Consider the following 17108-nt stretch of genomic DNA (forward strand, 5'->3'; position numbering starts at 1 on the left):
GAACCCTTACGATACTGTAAGGTCGAAATTGAAGCTGCCCAAACCGTTTAAGTCAGCGCTAAGAATCGGGTAACACAATGTAATCGCACGGTGTCGTGCGCCGCATTGAAACTCCCCGCTACGCCGCTAATCTTAGGGTTGTGGGTTCGAGTGCCAGGTGGCAACCGCCAGCCGGCGCCGTACAAAAACCGTTGCAAGCCACGTCGCAACACTGCGTCTGACGCAAGGAGAAACCATGAACGATTATCCCAATACCTTTGGCCGGGGCGGCAGCGTCACCACGGCCGAGACCCGCAACCGGGTACTGCGCAACACCTACTGGCTGCTCGCGCTGTCGATGGTGCCGACCGTCCTCGGCGCGTGGGTGGGCGTCGCCACCGGCTTCTCGCTGTTCGCCGCCACCAGCCCGGCGATGAGCATGCTCGCGTTCTTCGCCATCGCGTTCGGTTTCATGTTCGCGATTCAGAAGACGAAGGACAGCTCCGTCGGTGTGTTCGTGCTGCTCGGCTTCACGTTCTTCATGGGCCTGATGCTGTCGCGCCTGTTGAGCTTCATCCTGGGCTTTTCGAACGGGCCGCAGCTGATCATGCTCGCCTTCGGTGGCACTGGTGTGATCTTCGCCGCGATGGCGACGATCGCCACAGTCAGCAAGCGTGACTTCTCGGGCCTCGGCAAATGGCTGTTCGTCGGCGTGATCGTGCTGCTGCTGGCGATGGTTGCGAATGTGTTTCTGCAACTGCCTGCGCTGATGCTGACAGTGTCGGTGCTCGCAATCGTGATCTTCTCGGCCTACATGCTGTTCGACGTGCAGCGCGTCGTGAACGGCGGCGAGACGAACTACATCACGGCGACGCTTGCGATCTATCTCGACCTGTACAACGTGTTCGTGAACCTGCTGGCGCTCCTCGGCATCTTCGGCGGCAACCGTAACTGATCCACGCTGATCGTTAGCTAAAAAGAAACGCCCGTGACGAGCAATCGTCACGGGCGTTTTTCATTTCAAGGCGCCATGCGCGCGGCGACGCTCAAAGGCTCAACCAGCCGAACCCGTCGCTTTGCGTCGCCACCACCACTTCTGTTGCCGCCGCGCCTAGCACGCCAGCCATAGCCGCCTGGGCCAGCTCAGGCAGATTGTTCTGCTGACTCAGATGCGCCGCCACCAGATGCCGCAGCTTCGAGCGATCGAGCGACGCAAGAATATCCGCCGCCGCGTCGTTGTTCAGATGCCCATGATTGCCGCCGATCCGTGCCTTCAGCGACGGCGGATAGCGCGACCCCGCCAGCATCTGCACATCGTGATTGCACTCCAGCACGAGCGCGTCGCAACCGCTCAGCACCGCACTGATATGCGGCGTCGACGTGCCGACGTCGGTCAGCACGCCCAAGCGCGATGCGCCATCGGAGAATATGTATTGCAGCGGCTCGCGCGCGTCGTGCGGCACGGTGTACGGCAGCACGCTCAGATCGCCGATCGCGACGGCTTCGTCGCCCCACAGCACATGCAGATCGACATCGGCTTCGTCGGCGCCCACGGCGCGGGCCGTGCCCCAGCTCATGTACAACGGAATGGACAGCTTGCGTGCCAGTGTCAGCGCGCTGCCGATGTGATCGCTGTGTTCGTGTGTGATGAGAATGGCGTCGAGCTCGTCGACCCCCGCGCCCAGCCGTTCCAGCCGCCGGGCGACTTCTTTGCCCGAGAAGCCGCAGTCCAGCAGGATGCGCGTAGTCGTGACACCGCTTTGGGCTTCGACCAGCAACGCATTGCCTTCACTGCCGCTTCCCAGACTGGCGAATCGCACGACCCGCCTTAGTTCAGTTGCGCATGCAGCAGCGACACGATGCGCTGCGCGTCCGACGACGTATCCACCTGGCCATTCGAGTCGACGACGGCAACCTGCGTCATCGCGTCGCCCTTCGAGCGCACGTTGACGAGGAATTCGTGGCTGTCTTTTTTCGCGCTCTTGTCGCTGTAGAACAGCTTGCCGAACAGGCCGTCGCGCTTGAGTTCCTGCATCGAATCCGCGTAGCGCACGTAGTAGATGCCCTTTTCGCGATCGCGGTTGTCGACGGTGAAGTTCGTGCGGTCGAGCGCAAGGCCGACGCGCAGCCACGCGCGATCGAACGACTCAGGCAGGTCGAGCGTCGCGCCGCCCGCGCTCTTGTCGAGTTGCGCCTGCGCCGTCGCCGGACGCGCGTCCGTCAGCAGTTGCTTCGATTGCGCGTCGGTGAGGCCGAACTTCTGCATCAGCTTGGCGAGGAACTCAGCTTCCAGCGCGGGATCGCGCGGACGTTCGACCCAGCGCGACGACGTCTTGTCCTGCCCCGTCAGCACTTCTTCCATCGCCGAGTGCGTGATCGAGATATCGGTTGCGCCTGTGCCGCTCGAATCGCGCGAAACCAGTGTGCGGAAGCTGTCGCGCGTGCCCGACGAGTAAGCGAAATCGACCACCTTGCCGATCGTGCGACGGAACCAGTCGTCCGGAATGTTGGCGCGGTTTTCCGCCCAGTCGGTCGACATGATGCCCGTGGTCGGTGCATCCGTCTTCAGCGAGAAACCGTTCTCAGTCCAGAACTCCTGCAACTGGGGCCACAGCTGGTCCGGCGAACGGCCGTCCACGACCAGCCAGCGGCGGTCGCCGTCACGCTCGATATGCATGCCCAGCGGGTCTTGCGCGGTCGGCACCCCTTCCGTCAGGTTGCCCGCTGCTGTCTTGGCGCGCTCCGTTGCACCGCCAAGCGCCGCGCCTGCAGGAGGCGCCACGTAGCGCTGGTCGATCTGTGCAGCCGACAAATCGCTCGGCACGGCGAGCGGCGGCGCACTTGCGGTTGCCTTGTAGTTCACTCGGTCCGACGCGAGCATGTCGTTCAGCGACTCGCAGCCAGAAAGCGACGCGATCGAGCCAGCCGCAAGCGTAAGCGCCGCCAGGCGCGTTGCGTGGAGGGAAAGTGCGGAACGTTTCATGGGGTCCTTCGTGAAGCTAAACGCGCTGCCTGGATCGGTGCGGACCGTGGGCGATATCGACGTCAGTTGAAAAAATGCCGGGAGGCGCCTGAAATGTCAGACGCTCAGCCGAGCAGCCCAGCCTCGCGCAGCGCGGCGCGAACCACGTCGTGGTAACGCGCGTCGAGCGGCGTAAGAGGCAGACGGATGCCGCCCTTGACGCGGCCCAGTTGCTGCAACGCCCACTTGGCGGGAATCGGATTCGATTCGATGAAGAGGTTCTTGTGCAGCGAGAGAAGTTTCAGATGGATTTCACGCGCCGTCTTCGCGTCGGCTGCGAGCGCGGCCTTGCACAGGTCGCTCATCAGGCGCGGCGCGATGTTCGCCGTCACCGAGATATTGCCATGGCCGCCCAGCAGCATGAGTGCAATCGCAGTCGGATCGTCGCCGCTGTAGATGCCGAAGTGCGCCGGCGCCGACTTGATCAGATGCGCAGCGCGGTCGATGTTGCCCGTCGCTTCCTTCACGCCGATGATCCCCGGCACGTTCGCGAGACGCAGAATGGTCTCGTTCGACATATCCGCGACCGTGCGGCCCGGCACGTTGTACAGGATCACGGGAAGATCGACCGTTTCGGCGATTTTCGAGAAGTGGCGGTAGATGCCTTCCTGCGTCGGCTTGTTGTAGTACGGCACGACCTGAAGCGTGGCATCGGCACCCACTTTCTTCGCCTGCTCGGTCAGCTCGATGGCTTCCGTCGTCGAATTGGCGCCCGCGCCTGCGATCACGGGGATGCGGCCGGCTGCCTGCTCGACGGCTGTCCGGACCATCAGCACGTGCTCCTCGACCGACAGCGTCGCCGACTCGCCGCTCGTGCCGACCACGACCAGACCGTTCGTGCCCTCTTCGATGTGCCAGTCGACCAGTTTGCGGAAGGCGGGGAGATCGAGACTGCCGTCTTCGAGCATCGGAGTGATGATGGCGGGAATGCTGCCGCGAATCGCGACGCCGTCTTGCTGAGTGCCGTTAGCCATGAAACGCCATGAATTTGTTCAATAAACTGCGATTGTAGCGGATTAACCGGTCAGATCGTAACGCGGGGGAACACCCGTATCTTTCGTTTCGACCGACCCATCCGGCTCGCGCACCGCGCAAATGCGCTGCACGTAGGCGGGACGCGGCTCCGCGAGGAATCCATCTTGAAATGCAACGACACGTAACAGTCCACGCACCGTGTCGAGCAGCTCGCCGGGCGCGAGCAGAAAAGCGGGGTTCGACGGCTTGCCGACCGTTTCGTTGCCTTGCGCGAAGGTTTCGTAGATCAGCACGCCGCCAGGCGCCAGCGCGCCCAGCAATTGGGGAAAGAGCGGACGGTGCAGATAGTTCGTGACGACGACGGCTGCGAATTGCGCATCCGCCGGCAGCGGCCACGGACCGTTTTCGATATCGGCGGCGAGGGTCGTGATGCCGTCCATGTCGCTCATCGACTCCAGAGCGGCGGCATCGCGGTCGATTGCCGTAACGGGATGGCCGCGCGACGCGAAAAACCGCGCGTGCCGCCCCGCTCCCGATGCCACGTCGAGCACCGCGCCGCCCGCTTCGACCAGGTGTACCCAGCGCTTCACCCAGCGCGACGGATCGCCGATCGCCGCATGGCTTGCGCCCGACGCGCCCGGGTTCTGGCCGTCCGTCATCAGGTGTACGACAGGCCCATCGCTTCGCGCACGTCGCGCATCGTCTCCGACGCAAAACGGCGCGCCTTGTCGCAGCCGTCGGCGACGATCGCGCGCAGCAGCGACGGATCGTCCATGTACTTCTGCGCGCGCTCGAGCATCGGCTGCTGCTCGCGCAGAATGCCTTCGATCACCGGCTGCTTGCATTCCAGGCACCCGATGCCCGCCGTGCGGCAGCCCTTCTGCACCCACTCGTGCGTATCGCTGTCGGTGTAGACCTGATGCAACTGCCACACCGGGCACTTGTCCGGATCGCCCGGATCGGTGCGGCGCACGCGCGCCGGGTCGGTCGGCATGGTGCGGACTTTCTTGGTGATCGTCTCGGCGTCTTCGCGCAGGCCGATCGTGTTGCCGTACGACTTCGACATCTTCTGGCCGTCGAGACCGGGCATCCGCGACGCTTCCGTCAGCAGCACCTGCGGCTCCGGCAGGATGATCTTGCGCGAGCCTTCGAGGTAGCCGAACAGGCGCTCGCGATCGCTCATCGACAGGCTTTGCGACTCCGACAGCATCGCGCGCGCCTTTTCGAGCGCTTCTTCGTGGCCTTCCTGCTGATACGCGACGCGCAGTTCGTGATAAAGCTTCGAGCGCTTGCCGCCGAGCTTCTTCGCGGCTTCGTTCGCCTTTTCTTCGAAGCCGGGTTCGCGCCCGTACATGTGGTTGAAGCGCCGCGCCATTTCGCGCGCCATTTCGACGTGCGGCACCTGGTCCTCGCCGACGGGCACGAGCGACGCCCGGTACAGCAGGATGTCAGCGGCCATCAGCACGGGATAGCCGAGGAAGCCGTACGTGCCGAGATCCTTGTCGCGCAGCTTCTCGATCTGTTCCTTGTAGGTCGGCACGCGTTCGAGCCAGCTCAGCGGCGTGCTCATGCCGAGCAGCAGCGCGAGTTCGGCGTGCTCGGGCACGCGGCTCTGGATGAACAGCGTCGCCTGCGCCGGATCGATGCCCGAAGCGAGCCAGTCGATCAGCACATCCCAGACGTTCTTCTCGATGACTTCCGGCGTTTCATAGTGCGTCGTCAGCGCATGCCAGTCGACCACGCAGAAGAAACACGGGTACTCGGATTGCAGACGCACCCAGTTTTTCAGCACGCCGTGATAGTGGCCGAGGTGCAGCGAGCCGGTAGGCCGCATGCCGGAGAAGATACGGTCGGGGTACATGGTTTTGATTTATAGAAGCGAAACGAGAGGTGTCAGGATAACCGTCACGGCCTCATAGCCGATATTCACGAGCGGACGCAGCCAGAAACGCGTCAACGTGCCCGTCATGACGAGCGCCATCACGATGAAGAAACCGTACGGCTCAATCCGCGCGAGCGCCATCGCCGGGCGCACGGGCAACAGCGCCGTCAGCACGCGGCCACCGTCGAGCGGCGGCAATGGAAAGAGGTTCAGCACGCCGAGCACCAGGTTCACGCCGACGCCGGCACCCGCCATGCGCGTAAAGAACGGCTCGTCGACATTCATTGCTGCGAGCGCGACACCAAATATGCCCCAGACGAGCGCCTGCGCGAAATTGCACAGCGGCCCGGCGAGCGCGACCCACATCGAGCCCCAGCGCGGATTGCGCAGGTTGCCGAACGCGACGGGCACGGGTTTGGCGTAGCCGAACATGAATGCGCCGCTCGTGGCGAAGTACAGCACGAGCGGGATCACGATCGTGCCGATCGGGTCGATGTGCCGCATCGGATTGAACGACACGCGGCCGAGCACGTACGCAGTGTTGTCGCCGAGCATGCGCGCGACGTAGCCGTGCGCCGCCTCGTGCAGCGTGATCGCGAAGATCACGGGCAATGCGTAGACGACGATGGTCTGTATCAGGGAGGAATCCATATCGCTCTATTGTAACAACGGCGCCTTGCGGCTCTGTCGGCTTTCGGTCATGTGACTTTTATGCCGTCTCTTCAAGACCGAACGGCGCGAGCGAGCCGCGCCCTGGCCGCACCAGCACGGGCTCTTCGCCCGTCAGGTCGATCACCGTCGACGGCTCGCACGGACACGCACCACCATCGATCACCAGATCCAGTTGCTTTTCCAATTTCTCGCGGATTTCTTCCGGATCGTTCAGCGGCTGCGTCTCGCCCGGTAAGATCAGCGTCGAGCCGAGCAGCGGCTCACCGAGCTCTTCGAGGATGGCGAGCGTGATCGCGTGGTCGGGCACCCGCAGGCCGATCGTCTTGCGCGATGGATGCGACAGGCGCCGCGGCACTTCCTTGGTCGCCTGCAGCACGAACACATAGGGACCCGGCGTCACTGATTTGATCAGACGGTATTGGCGGTTGTCGACGAGCGCGAAGTTGGCCAGCTCGGACAGATCGCGCACGAGCAGCGACAGCAATTGCCGGTCGTCCAGCCCGCGAATGCGCCGCACGCGGTCGACAGCATCCTTGTTGTCGAGCTGGCACGCGAGCGCGTAGCTGGAATCCGTCGGCAGCGCGACTACGCCGCCGCCTTCGATAATCTGCGCCGCCTGCTTGATCAGCCGCGGCTGCGGATTGTCCGGGTGAAGCCGAAAATATTGGGACATGATGTCGGTCAGAAGGTCGGGAATCGGCAGACAGCAAGCAAGGGCTCATGCAGCGGGCATGCCCGCGCAACGCGCGAAACCAGAGCTTACAGCCAACGTTCCCAGACTGGCTTCAGATCGGACGGCAGCGGCGGCAAACTACCGAGATCGACGCGGCCTTCGCCCGCCGCATGAAAGTCGGAACCGCGCGATGCTTCAAAGCCGAAGCGGCGCGCGACGTCCGCATACTCGCGATACTGATCGGGCGTGTGGCTGCCCGTCACGACTTCGATTGCCTTGCCGCCGAGATCGATGAATTCCGCGAACAGCGCGTCGAACTCGGTCTGCGTGTACGCATAGCGGCCCGGATGCGCGATCACCGCTTCGCCGCCCGACACCCGAATCCATTTGACGGCGTCGGCGAGCTTCGACCAGCGATGCGCCACGTAGCCCGGCTTGCCATCGCCGAGAAAGCGGTTGAACACGTCCTGCGTGTTTTCCGCGTAGCCGCTCTCGACCATGAAGCGCGCGAAGTGCGTGCGCGAAATCATGTCGGGATTCGACACGAACTTCAGTGCGCCTGCGTACGCGTCGGGAATGCCGAGCGTGGCCAACTGCTCGCCGATCGCTTCCGCCCGCGCGGCGCGGCCATTGCGCGTGCGCTCGAGCCCTTCGACAAGATCCTTGCAGGCAGGATCGACATGCAGGCCGACCACGTGAATGGTGCGCGACGCCCATGTCACCGAAATTTCGACGCCGCTCAAATACTGCATGCCGAGTGCTTCGGCCGCTTCGCGCGCTTCGACCTGACCGCTGATTTCGTCGTGATCGGTGAGCGCCCACAGCGTCACGCCGCCGGCATGCGCGCGGCGCGCGACATCGGCGGGCGCGAAAGCGCCGTCGGAAACGGTGGAATGGCAATGCAGATCGGCGTTCATCGTTTTATGGATAGCGTGATCCGACCATTTTACTGCAACGCAGTAAGCACACGCAGAGGATTCGTCGAGACAAATGTAGAACGCGCACTACGCGCAAAACGCTTCGATCAGCGCCGCGATCTGCTCCGGCTGATCGTGGTGAACCATGTGGCCCGCGTCGTCGATGATGGCTTCGCGCCAGTCGGGAAACGCCTGGAAACGCGCCTTGAATTCGTCGAGCGGAATGTTGCCCGCCAGCATCGCAAGGGTCGGCGATGCAGCGGCTTCCACGTGAAGCACCGGGGCGCGCACGTTCGCCCAGACGGCCATTACTTCATCGAGACGGTACAGCAGCGGCCCGCGAATCTTGTGCGCGGGATCGGCGAGCAGCATGTAGCCGCCCTCGCCGTCCGGCTTCGACCAGTGCTGCGCGAGAAAGCGCGCGCGCTGCGGGTCCAGGCGTGCGTTGGTCTTGATGAGACGCGCGGCGACGTCGTCGAGCGTTGCGTAGCGGCGCAGGGTGGGCGGCTCGCGCAGTTCGTCGAGCCACGACGCGATCCGGCGCGGCAGTTGCGCGGGCTTCGACGGCGGGAGCCCGAATCCCTCCAGATCGACCACGCGGCGCACGCGCTCGGGCCTTGCGCCGGCATACAGGCACACGACGTTCGCGCCCATGCTGTGCCCGACGAGGTTCACTTCGCCCGTTGGCGCGTAGTGGTCCAGCAGCGCGTCGAGGTCGGCCAGATATTCGTGGAACCAGTAATGACCGCCATTCTGATGCGCAACGGGCCAGTCGGACAGACCGAAGCCGCGCGCATCGGGCGCGATCACCTGCCAGTCGCCCGCGAGCGCGTCGACGACGAACTGGAACGACGCGGCGACGTCCATCCAGCCGTGCAGCATGAAGAGCATCGGTGCATCAGGATTGCCCCAGCGACGCACATGCAGGCGCACGCCGCGTACGGCCACGAATTCGGATACGGAAGGTTTGAGCGGACGGTTCATGGCGCGGTCGCAGAAAACGAATGATCGTTCGATTATATCGAGATCGCAGCGCCGCCGCTTGGTCCGAGCCTGAAACGGGCTCAGTCGGCCGGGCACTGCTGGGCGTCGAGACCCGCCAGCGCGGCGAGTTCCTCTTCCTCGAAACCGGCGTCGCGGCGGGCTTCGAAATTGAACGGACCGCGCAGTTTCGGCGCGTGATACTCGTCAGAAAGACGCAAGTAGGTTTGATGCGCGTCGATGCCCGCCTCGTCGCACAGATGCCGGAACCAGCGGTTGCCGATCAGCACATGTCCGATTTCGTCGCGCAGGATCACGTCCAGAATCGCCGCCGACGCGTAATCGCCCGCCTGCTGCAGGCGCGCGCGGATCGGCGGCGAGGCGTCGAGCCCGCGCGCCTCCAGCGTGCGCGGCACCAGCGCCATGCGCGCGAGCACGTCGCCGCGCGTGCGCTCGCACATGTCCCACAAACCGTCGTGCGCCGGAAAGTCGCCGTACGCATGGCCGAATTCGGCCAAACGCGCCGACAGCAGCGAAAAGTGATGCGCCTCTTCCGACGCCACCTTCAGCCAGTCGACGTAAAACCCTTCGGGCATGCCGCCGAAACGCCATACGGCGTCGAGCGCGAGGTTGATTGCGTTGAACTCGATGTGGGCGAGCGCGTGCAGCAATACCGCGCGCCCTTCTGGCGACTGCATGCTGCGTCGCCCGAGTTTGCGCGGCTCGACCAGTTCGGGCTGCGCTGGGCGACCCGGCAGATCCGTCGACTCGTCCAGCGCGCGTTCCGGCGATATGAACGCCTCCCCTGCCTGCACGCGCGCGTAAAGCGCCTGCGCCGCGGCGGCTTTGGAAGCGGGAACACGCTCTGCCAGCACGGCGAGCGCTTCGGAACGGGCGCAAATCATCGGATGGGGACGGATCGACTCGGGAGCATGCATCGCGAAACGGGAACCAGCAAAAAAAGGACAAAAACGAGCGATTCTGACACGGCGTTGCCCGCGCGCATGCTTCGCACGGGCCAATGGCACAACCGTTTACAATACGCGATTCGACCATGCCGCGCGGGATGCCGCCATTTCGCGAAAAGCGCCTCGTCGCCAGCCCGGCGGCGGCACGGCTGCCATCCCGACGACAGCAACCGTCTTGCATGAGACCAGAGGAGACACTGTGGCAATCTACAAGCTTGGCGACGCCGCCCCGACCATCCACGAAAGCGTGTTCGTCGCGGACACGGCGACCATCATCGGCAAGGTGACCGTCGAAGAAAACGCGAGCATCTGGTTCGGCGCGTCGATTCGCGGCGACAACGAGCCAATCACCGTCGGCAAGGGCACTAACATACAGGAAGGCGCCGTCCTGCACGCCGATCCGGGCTTCCCGCTGACGCTCGAAGCGGGCGTGACGGTCGGCCATCAGGCGATGCTGCACGGCTGCACGGTCAAGGAAGGCGCGCTGATCGGCATTCAGGCCGTGGTCTTGAATGGAGCGGTAATCGGCCGCAATTGTCTGGTTGGCGCAGGCGCCGTCGTAACCGAGGGCAAGGTTTTTCCTGACAATTCCCTGATTCTCGGATCACCCGCAAAGGTTGTCCGGGAACTGACTGAAGCAGATATCAAAGGCCTGAAGCGCGCTGCGGACATCTACGTAGAGCGCAGGGATTATTTCAAGGCGCAACTCGTGCGCATCGGCTAGGGCCGACCGCACGACGCGCCACGCGCGGCCTTCCCACCGCGCGGTTCGACCGAGGAAAAGTTGTGAGTGACCAGTTGCAGAAATTCATGTTCAGCGCGGCGCCCGTTCGCGGCGAGATCGTTTCGCTGAGCAACACGTGGCAGGAAGTCCTGACGCGCAGAAGCTATCCGGCGCCCGTGCGGAATGTGCTCGGCGAGATGATGGCCGCGTGCGCGCTGCTGTCGGCGAATCTGAAGTTCGATGGCACGCTGATCATGCAGATCTTCGGCGACGGCCCCGTGAAGATGCTCGTCGTGCAGTGCAATTCCGACCTGTCGATGCGCGCGACGGCCAAGTTCTCCGGCGATGCCGCGCACACGATCGCCGAAGACCTGACGCTCGTCGATCTCGTCAATCCGGGCGGCCATGGCCGTTGCGTGATCACGCTCGATCCGAAGAACAAGGTTCCCGGCCAGCAGCCCTATCAGGGCATCGTGCCGCTGTCGGACGAAAACGGACCGCTCACGTCGATGGCGCAAGTGCTCGAGCACTACATGCATCATTCGGAGCAGCTCGACACGCGCATGTGGCTTGCCGCAAACAACGAGCGCGCCGTTGGCATGCTGCTGCAGAAGCTGCCCGGCGACGGCGGCATCGTCCCGCATCCGGGCGAAATCGACGCCGACACGTGGGATCGGCTGTGTACGCTCGGCAGCACGCTGTCGCAGGACGAAATGCTGGCGGAAGACCCGAACACGCTGTTCCGGCGTCTGTTCTGGCAGGAGAACGTCCAGCATTTCGAGCCGACGCGAACCCGTTTCGAATGCACGTGCTCGCGCGCGCGCGTGGGCAACATGCTGAAAATGCTGGGCCGCGAGGAAGTGGACAGCGTGATCGAAGAGCGCGGCCACGTCGAGATTCACTGCGAATATTGCAACCAGCGCTATGAATTCGACCCTGTCGACGTGGCGCAACTTTTTGTCGCGAGCGGGCTCTCACAGGGAGTGGCGCCCGCTGCCGAGCAGCGGCACTAAAGCTAGAACGTCCGCGTCGCTTCGCCCCCGCTGCGGGCGGGCGACGGCGCGGTATCATCGGATACTGGCGGCCGCTTGATTTCCGGCCATCGATTTGCTTAGGTATCCGACCGATGGAGGTCGACATGAATGCCCCTTCGCTGTTCCAACCCGTACATCGGATAACGGCGCTTGCGCTCGTTGCGGGCGCGATTGCGCTGTCGGGCTGCATGCTCGACCCGCCCGGCCCGTCGCCGATCTATAGCCGCCTGCCTGCGGACCAGTCGGGCATCGCCGCGACGGCGCAACCGCTCACACCGGAAGAACGCGCCCGCTACGACGCAATCGACAAGCAGGTGATGGCCGAGCAGAACCAGGCCATGGCCGCCGACGCCGCCGCGCAGGCATATTCACGCTATGCCGCGCCGCCCGTCTCCGTGTACGGCAGCTACTACAGCGGCGGATGGGGACACGGCTGGGGCACGGGCATCGGCTACGGCTATGCGCCGGGTTGGGGCTGGTGAGCGGCGCGTCGGTCTGACTTTCGGAACGGCCGCCCGCGTTTCGTCCCGCCAAACAAAAAGGCGCGGTTCATTGCGAACCGCGCCTTTTTTCATGAGCCTGCTGCACCGGCTTCACACCGCACCAGCATCAACCCGGCTTCTTCTCCTTCGGATCCTTTTTCGCGTGCTTACGATCCGGCTTCGCGCGCGATTCCGGATTCGGCACCACGCGCAGCGGCGCGCCCGTGATCTGCCCGCGCGTCGACGTATTCGACTGCGGCGCGTTCGCCGCCGGTGACGGCGCATTCGGTGACACGAACTGGACGAACACTTCGCTGTCCTTGACCATGCCCATTTCGTAGCGGGCGCGTTCTTCGACAGCGGCCGTGCCGTTCTGCAGATCCTGCACTTCCCCCTGGATGCGCTCGTTGCGCTCCTTCGCGTCCGCGTTCTTTTTCAGCTGCTGTGCCAGTTCCTGCTGCAGTTCGTGAACGCGCAGCCAGCCGCCATGGCCCCACCACAGAGGGTATTGGATCAGCACCAGCAGGACGAGCAGAACGACGGTGACGAGCCGCATGAAGTGAATTGCAGGGTTGAATGTGCGCCGCCCTGCGCTTTACGCAGGGCGGTAGGGTGAATCAGTAGCGAAGCATAACCGGTTTAACGGTTATTGAGACGGGTTTGTTGACATCAAGCGTCACTTACTCGCGTCAATCCGGCTCATTCGACGGCGTTCAACGCAGGTTGTAGAACGCCGACTTGCCCGGGTAGCTGGCGATATCGCCGAGATCTTCCTCGATACGCAGCAGTTGGTTGTACTTCGAGATACGGTCCGAGCGCGACAGCGAGCCCGTCTTGATCTGACCCGCGTTGAGACCGACGGCGATGTCGGCGATCGTCGAGTCTTCCGTTTCGCCCGAGCGGTGCGAGATCACAGCCGTGTAGCCCGCGCGCTTGGCCATTTCGATCGCTGCGAAGGTTTCCGTCAGCGTGCCGATCTGGTTGATCTTGATCAGGATCGAATTCGCGATGCCCTTCTCGATGCCTTCCTTCAGGATGCGCGTGTTCGTCACGAACAGGTCGTCGCCGACCAGCTGGATCTTCTTGCCGAGCTTGTCGGTGAGGATCTTCCAGCCTTCCCAGTCGCTTTCGTGCATGCCGTCTTCGATCGACACGATCGGGAACTTGTCCGCGAGCGCGCCGAGGTAATCGGCGAATTCCGACGACGACAGTTGCAGGCCTTCGCCCGCCAGCTGGTACTTGCCGTCGTGGTAGAACTCGCTGGCTGCGCAGTCGAGCGCGAGCAGCACGTCTTCACCGGCGCGGTAGCCAGCCTTTTCGATGGCTTGCAGGATGGTCGACAGGCATTCGTCGTTGCTGCCGAAGTTCGGCGCAAAGCCGCCTTCGTCGCCCACGGCCGTGCTCATGCCGCGGTCCGACAGGATCTTCTTCAGCGCGTGGAACACTTCGGCGCCGCAGCGCAGCGCTTCGCGGAAGGTCGGCTGGCTGACGGGGACGATCATGAATTCCTGGATGTCCAGGCTGTTGTTCGCGTGCGCGCCGCCGTTGACGATGTTCATCATCGGCACGGGCAGTTGCATCGCGCCCGAGCCGCCGAAGTAGCGGTACAGCGGCAGGCCGGCTTCTTCAGCAGCAGCCTTCGCGACGGCCATCGAGACAGCCAGCATCGCGTTCGCGCCGAGACGCGACTTGTTGTCGGTGCCGTCCAGTTCCAGCAGCGTCTTGTCGAGGAAGGCCTGCTCGGAAGCGTCGAGGCCCATGATCGCTTCGGAGATTTCGGTGTTGATGTGCTCGACAGCCTTCAGCACACCCTTGCCGCTGTAACGGCCGGTTTCGCCGTCGCGCAGTTCGATCGCTTCGCGCGAACCCGTCGATGCGCCCGACGGCACAGCCGCGCGGCCCATCGTGCCCGATTCGAGCAGCACGTCGCATTCGACGGTGGGGTTGCCTCGCGAATCGAGAATCTCGCGACCGATGATATCTACGATAGCACTCATGGTTTCCTCTGAAATGACGATGAATTCTTAAGGTGAGACGTCCGGTTCACTTCGACAGCACGCGTCCGGACGCGTTCGACGACCATCGGGTTGGAGCACGCACGCGTCGCCGGACCGCAGCGAAGCGCGCGTGACTGCATCAGTTGAAATCGTTCTCGAGGAACGGCGTGCGCTTCACGGCCTGATCGAGGGTCAACAGCGTTTCGAGCAGATCGGCCATGCGATGCAATGGCACGGCATTGGGACCGTCCGACTTCGCTTCGGCCGGATTCGGATGGGTTTCCATGAACAGACCCGCGATGCCCGTGGCGACGGCGGCACGCGCCAGCACCGGCACGAACTCGCGCTGGCCGCCCGAACTCGTGCCCTGCCCGCCCGGCAACTGCACCGAGTGAGTCGCGTCGAACACGACGGGGGCGCCCGTCTCACGCATGATCGCGAGCGAGCGCATGTCGGACACGAGGTTGTTATAGCCGAACGACACGCCGCGCTCGCACGCCATGAAGCGGTCTTCCGACAGACCCGCTTCACGCGCGGCATCACGCGCCTTGTCGATCACGTTCTTCATGTCGTGCGGCGCGAGGAACTGGCCTTTCTTGATGTTGACGGGCTTGCCCGAGCGCGCGCACGCGTGGATGAAGTCCGTCTGGCGGCACAGGAACGCCGGCGTCTGCAACACGTCGACCACGGATGCCACCTGCTCGATCTCGTGTTCGCTGTGGACGTCCGTCAGAACGGGCAAGCCAAGCTGACGCTTCACTTCGGACAGGATGCGCAACCCCTCATCCATTCCCAGCCCACGAAACGACTTGCCGCTGCTGCGATTGGCCTTGTCGTACGAAGACTTGTAGATGAACGGAATCTTCAGCTTCGCGCAGATTTCCTTCAGCTTGCCGGCCGTGTCGATCGTCATCTGTTCAGATTCGACGACGCAGGTGCCAGCGATCAGGAAAAACGGCTTGTCGAGGCCGATTTCGAAATCGCCCAGTTTCATACTTTCTCCTCGACGCTCGCTTCGCGATGGGCGCGCGCCGCTTCGACGAAGGCCTTGAAGAGCGGGTGTCCGTCGCGCGGCGTCGACGTGAATTCGGGGTGGAACTGAACGCCGACGAACCACGGGTGCATCGAGCGCGGCAGTTCCATCATTTCCGGCAGATCTTCGCTCGGAGTACGGGCGCTGATGATAAGGCCGCCCGCTTCGAGCTGGGGCACGAGGCGGTTATTGACTTCATAACGGTGACGGTGACGCTCGTTCACATCTTTGCCGTAAATCTCTTCGGCCATCGTGCCCGGCTTGATCGGGCAGCGCTGCGAACCAAGGCGCATCGTGCCGCCCAGATCGGATTCTTCCGTACGCTTCTCGACCTTACCGTCGCGGTCGTACCACTCGGTAATCAGCGCGACCACGCGATTCGGCGTTTCCGGGTCGAATTCCGTGCTGTTCGCATCCTTGAGGCCGACTACGTCGCGCGCGAATTCGATCACGGCCAGCTGCATGCCGAGGCAGATGCCGAGATACGGCACCTTCGCTTCGCGTGCGTAGCGGATCGCCTTGATCTTGCCTTCCGTACCGCGACGGCCGAAACCGCCCGGCACCAGCACGGCATCCAAATGCTTGAGGCTGTCGACGCCGTGTTCTTCCACTTCCTCGGAGTCGATGTATTCGATGTTGACCTTGGTCGACGTGTGGATCGACGCATGGCGCAGCGCTTCGATCAGCGACTTGTACGACTCCGTCAGCTCGACGTACTTGCCGACCATGCCGATCGTCACTTCGCTCTTCGGGTGTTCGAGCTTCTCGACGAGGCCCGACCACATCGACAGATCCGCCGGCTTGGCCGTCAGCTTCAGCTCTTCGCAGATCAGTTCGTCGAGGCCCTGGTCGTGCAGCATCTGCGGAATCTTGTAGATGCTGTCGACGTCCCACACCGAGATAACGGCGTCTTCCGGCACGTTCGAGAACATCGAGATCTTCGCGCGCTCGTCGTCGGGAATACGGCGGTCGGCGCGGCACAGCAGCACGTTCGGATAAATACCGATTTCGCGCAGCTTCTGCACGCTGTGCTGCGTCGGCTTGGTCTTCAGTTCGCCCGCGGTGGCGATGAACGGCACCAGCGTCAGATGCACGAAGCACGCGCTGTTACGGCCCATGCGCAGGCTCATCTGACGCGCGGCTTCGAGGAACGGCAGCGATTCGATGTCACCTACCGTGCCGCCCACTTCGACGATGGCGACGTCCGGCTCGCCGCACGTCGCGGATGCCGCGCCGCGTTCGACGAATGCCTGGATTTCGTTCGTGATGTGCGGAATGACCTGCACCGTCTTGCCGAGATAATCGCCGCGGCGTTCCTTGCGGATCACCGATTCGTAAATCTGGCCCGTGGTGAAGTTGTTGGCCTTGCGCATCTTCGTGCTGATGAAGCGCTCATAGTGGCCAAGGTCGAGGTCGGTCTCCGCCCCGTCTTCCGTCACGAACACTTCGCCGTGTTGAAACGGGCTCATCGTGCCGGGGTCGACGTTGATGTAGGGGTCTAGCTTGAGGAGGGTGACTTTCAGACCGCGCGATTCGAGGATCGCGGCGAGGGAAGCGGCGGCAATACCCTTGCCGAGGGAAGAAACTACGCCGCCGGTGACGAAAACATATTTGGTCATCGCTGGATGCTCGCGGGAAAAACGGATTATACCCGAACGTGTGCATCCAGCCCATACCTGGGGCGGCTCGTTCGCGACGATCGAGCGTTCTTTTTGAGCATCCACGGGGTCGCTTTTCGCACGGATGCAGGATGGATTCAGGTCCGCGTG

At 63.4% G+C, this 17108-nt stretch carries 18 protein-coding genes; 4 read left to right on the forward strand and 14 right to left on the reverse strand.

Features of this window, described 5'->3' with window-relative positions:
• Nucleotides 1-235: 235 nt before the first annotated feature.
• Nucleotides 236-934 (forward strand): Bax inhibitor-1/YccA family protein, encoded by a 699-nt coding sequence (locus BLT65_RS01270; RefSeq protein WP_007580408.1) that lies wholly within the window; start codon nt 236-238, stop codon nt 932-934.
• A 91-nt stretch (nt 935-1025) separates the two neighbouring features.
• Here BLT65_RS01270 and BLT65_RS01275 read toward each other — a convergent pair whose 3' ends face one another.
• The 10 genes from BLT65_RS01275 to BLT65_RS01320 all read right to left on the reverse strand — a co-directional run bounded on the left by BLT65_RS01275 (nt 1026) and on the right by BLT65_RS01320 (nt 10039).
• Nucleotides 1026-1799: an MBL fold metallo-hydrolase gene (locus BLT65_RS01275; RefSeq protein WP_007580406.1), complete on the reverse strand. Its 774-nt coding sequence runs from the start codon at nt 1797-1799 to the stop codon at nt 1026-1028.
• Between the two features lie 8 nt (nt 1800-1807).
• Nucleotides 1808-2962 carry an outer membrane protein assembly factor BamC gene (gene bamC / locus BLT65_RS01280; protein ID WP_091774184.1) on the reverse strand — a complete coding sequence of 385 codons (1155 nt, stop codon included), beginning with the start codon at nt 2960-2962 and terminating at the stop codon, nt 1808-1810.
• 104 nt (nt 2963-3066) lie between these two features.
• Entirely contained in the window at nt 3067-3975 is a 909-nt protein-coding gene (gene dapA / locus BLT65_RS01285) for a 4-hydroxy-tetrahydrodipicolinate synthase (RefSeq protein ID WP_007580404.1), read from the reverse strand.
• Nucleotides 3976-4017: 42 nt separating this feature from the next.
• Nucleotides 4018-4635 (reverse strand): class I SAM-dependent methyltransferase, encoded by a 618-nt coding sequence (locus tag BLT65_RS01290; RefSeq protein WP_091774186.1) that lies wholly within the window; start codon nt 4633-4635, stop codon nt 4018-4020.
• Nucleotides 4635-5837 carry a tryptophan--tRNA ligase gene (locus tag BLT65_RS01295; RefSeq protein WP_091774188.1) on the reverse strand — a complete coding sequence of 401 codons (1203 nt, stop codon included), beginning with the start codon at nt 5835-5837 and terminating at the stop codon, nt 4635-4637. Before BLT65_RS01295 ends, BLT65_RS01290 begins: the two co-directional genes overlap by 1 nt.
• Before the next feature lie 9 nt (nt 5838-5846).
• Nucleotides 5847-6509 (reverse strand): site-2 protease family protein, encoded by a 663-nt coding sequence (locus BLT65_RS01300; RefSeq protein ID WP_042307108.1) that lies wholly within the window; start codon nt 6507-6509, stop codon nt 5847-5849.
• Between the two features lie 58 nt (nt 6510-6567).
• Nucleotides 6568-7203, reverse strand: a complete 636-nt coding sequence (locus BLT65_RS01305; RefSeq protein ID WP_007580400.1) for an L-threonylcarbamoyladenylate synthase — start codon at nt 7201-7203, stop codon at nt 6568-6570.
• An 86-nt stretch (nt 7204-7289) separates the two neighbouring features.
• On the reverse strand, nt 7290-8120 hold the full coding sequence (locus BLT65_RS01310) for a 3',5'-nucleoside bisphosphate phosphatase (protein ID WP_042307105.1): 831 nt from the start codon (nt 8118-8120) through the stop codon (nt 7290-7292).
• An 87-nt stretch (nt 8121-8207) separates the two neighbouring features.
• Entirely contained in the window at nt 8208-9104 is an 897-nt protein-coding gene (locus BLT65_RS01315) for an alpha/beta fold hydrolase (RefSeq protein ID WP_091774869.1), read from the reverse strand.
• Nucleotides 9105-9184: 80 nt separating this feature from the next.
• Nucleotides 9185-10039, reverse strand: coding sequence for a ferritin-like domain-containing protein (locus BLT65_RS01320; RefSeq protein WP_091774190.1), 855 nt, complete (start codon nt 10037-10039; stop codon nt 9185-9187).
• A gap of 229 nt (nt 10040-10268) precedes the next feature.
• Between BLT65_RS01320 and BLT65_RS01325 the strand changes: the two genes are divergently transcribed.
• The 3 genes from BLT65_RS01325 to BLT65_RS01335 all read left to right on the forward strand — a co-directional run bounded on the left by BLT65_RS01325 (nt 10269) and on the right by BLT65_RS01335 (nt 12309).
• On the forward strand, nt 10269-10793 hold the full coding sequence (locus BLT65_RS01325) for a gamma carbonic anhydrase family protein (RefSeq protein ID WP_007580393.1): 525 nt from the start codon (nt 10269-10271) through the stop codon (nt 10791-10793).
• A gap of 62 nt (nt 10794-10855) precedes the next feature.
• Nucleotides 10856-11806 carry an Hsp33 family molecular chaperone HslO gene (hslO, locus tag BLT65_RS01330; RefSeq protein WP_091774193.1) on the forward strand — a complete coding sequence of 317 codons (951 nt, stop codon included), beginning with the start codon at nt 10856-10858 and terminating at the stop codon, nt 11804-11806.
• Between the two features lie 125 nt (nt 11807-11931).
• Entirely contained in the window at nt 11932-12309 is a 378-nt protein-coding gene (locus BLT65_RS01335) for a hypothetical protein (RefSeq protein WP_091774872.1), read from the forward strand.
• Between the two features lie 127 nt (nt 12310-12436).
• Here the strand turns inward: BLT65_RS01335 and ftsB are convergent, their stop codons facing one another.
• The 4 genes from ftsB to BLT65_RS01355 all read right to left on the reverse strand — a co-directional run bounded on the left by ftsB (nt 12437) and on the right by BLT65_RS01355 (nt 16958).
• The gene (gene ftsB, locus BLT65_RS01340; protein WP_042307096.1) at nt 12437-12865 is read right to left on the reverse strand and encodes a cell division protein FtsB; all 429 of its coding nucleotides are present in this window, start codon (nt 12863-12865) and stop codon (nt 12437-12439) included.
• A gap of 157 nt (nt 12866-13022) precedes the next feature.
• Nucleotides 13023-14306, reverse strand: coding sequence for a phosphopyruvate hydratase (gene eno, locus BLT65_RS01345; RefSeq protein WP_042307094.1), 1284 nt, complete (start codon nt 14304-14306; stop codon nt 13023-13025).
• Nucleotides 14307-14445: 139 nt separating this feature from the next.
• Nucleotides 14446-15300, reverse strand: a complete 855-nt coding sequence (gene kdsA, locus BLT65_RS01350) for a 3-deoxy-8-phosphooctulonate synthase (RefSeq protein ID WP_035990648.1) — start codon at nt 15298-15300, stop codon at nt 14446-14448.
• On the reverse strand, nt 15297-16958 hold the full coding sequence (locus BLT65_RS01355) for a CTP synthase (protein WP_035990645.1): 1662 nt from the start codon (nt 16956-16958) through the stop codon (nt 15297-15299). Before BLT65_RS01355 ends, kdsA begins: the two co-directional genes overlap by 4 nt.
• Between the last annotated feature and the right edge of the window lie 150 nt (nt 16959-17108).

The sequence above is a fragment of the Paraburkholderia steynii genome (genome assembly GCF_900100565.1).
GTDB classification, from domain to species: domain Bacteria; phylum Pseudomonadota; class Gammaproteobacteria; order Burkholderiales; family Burkholderiaceae; genus Paraburkholderia; species Paraburkholderia terrae.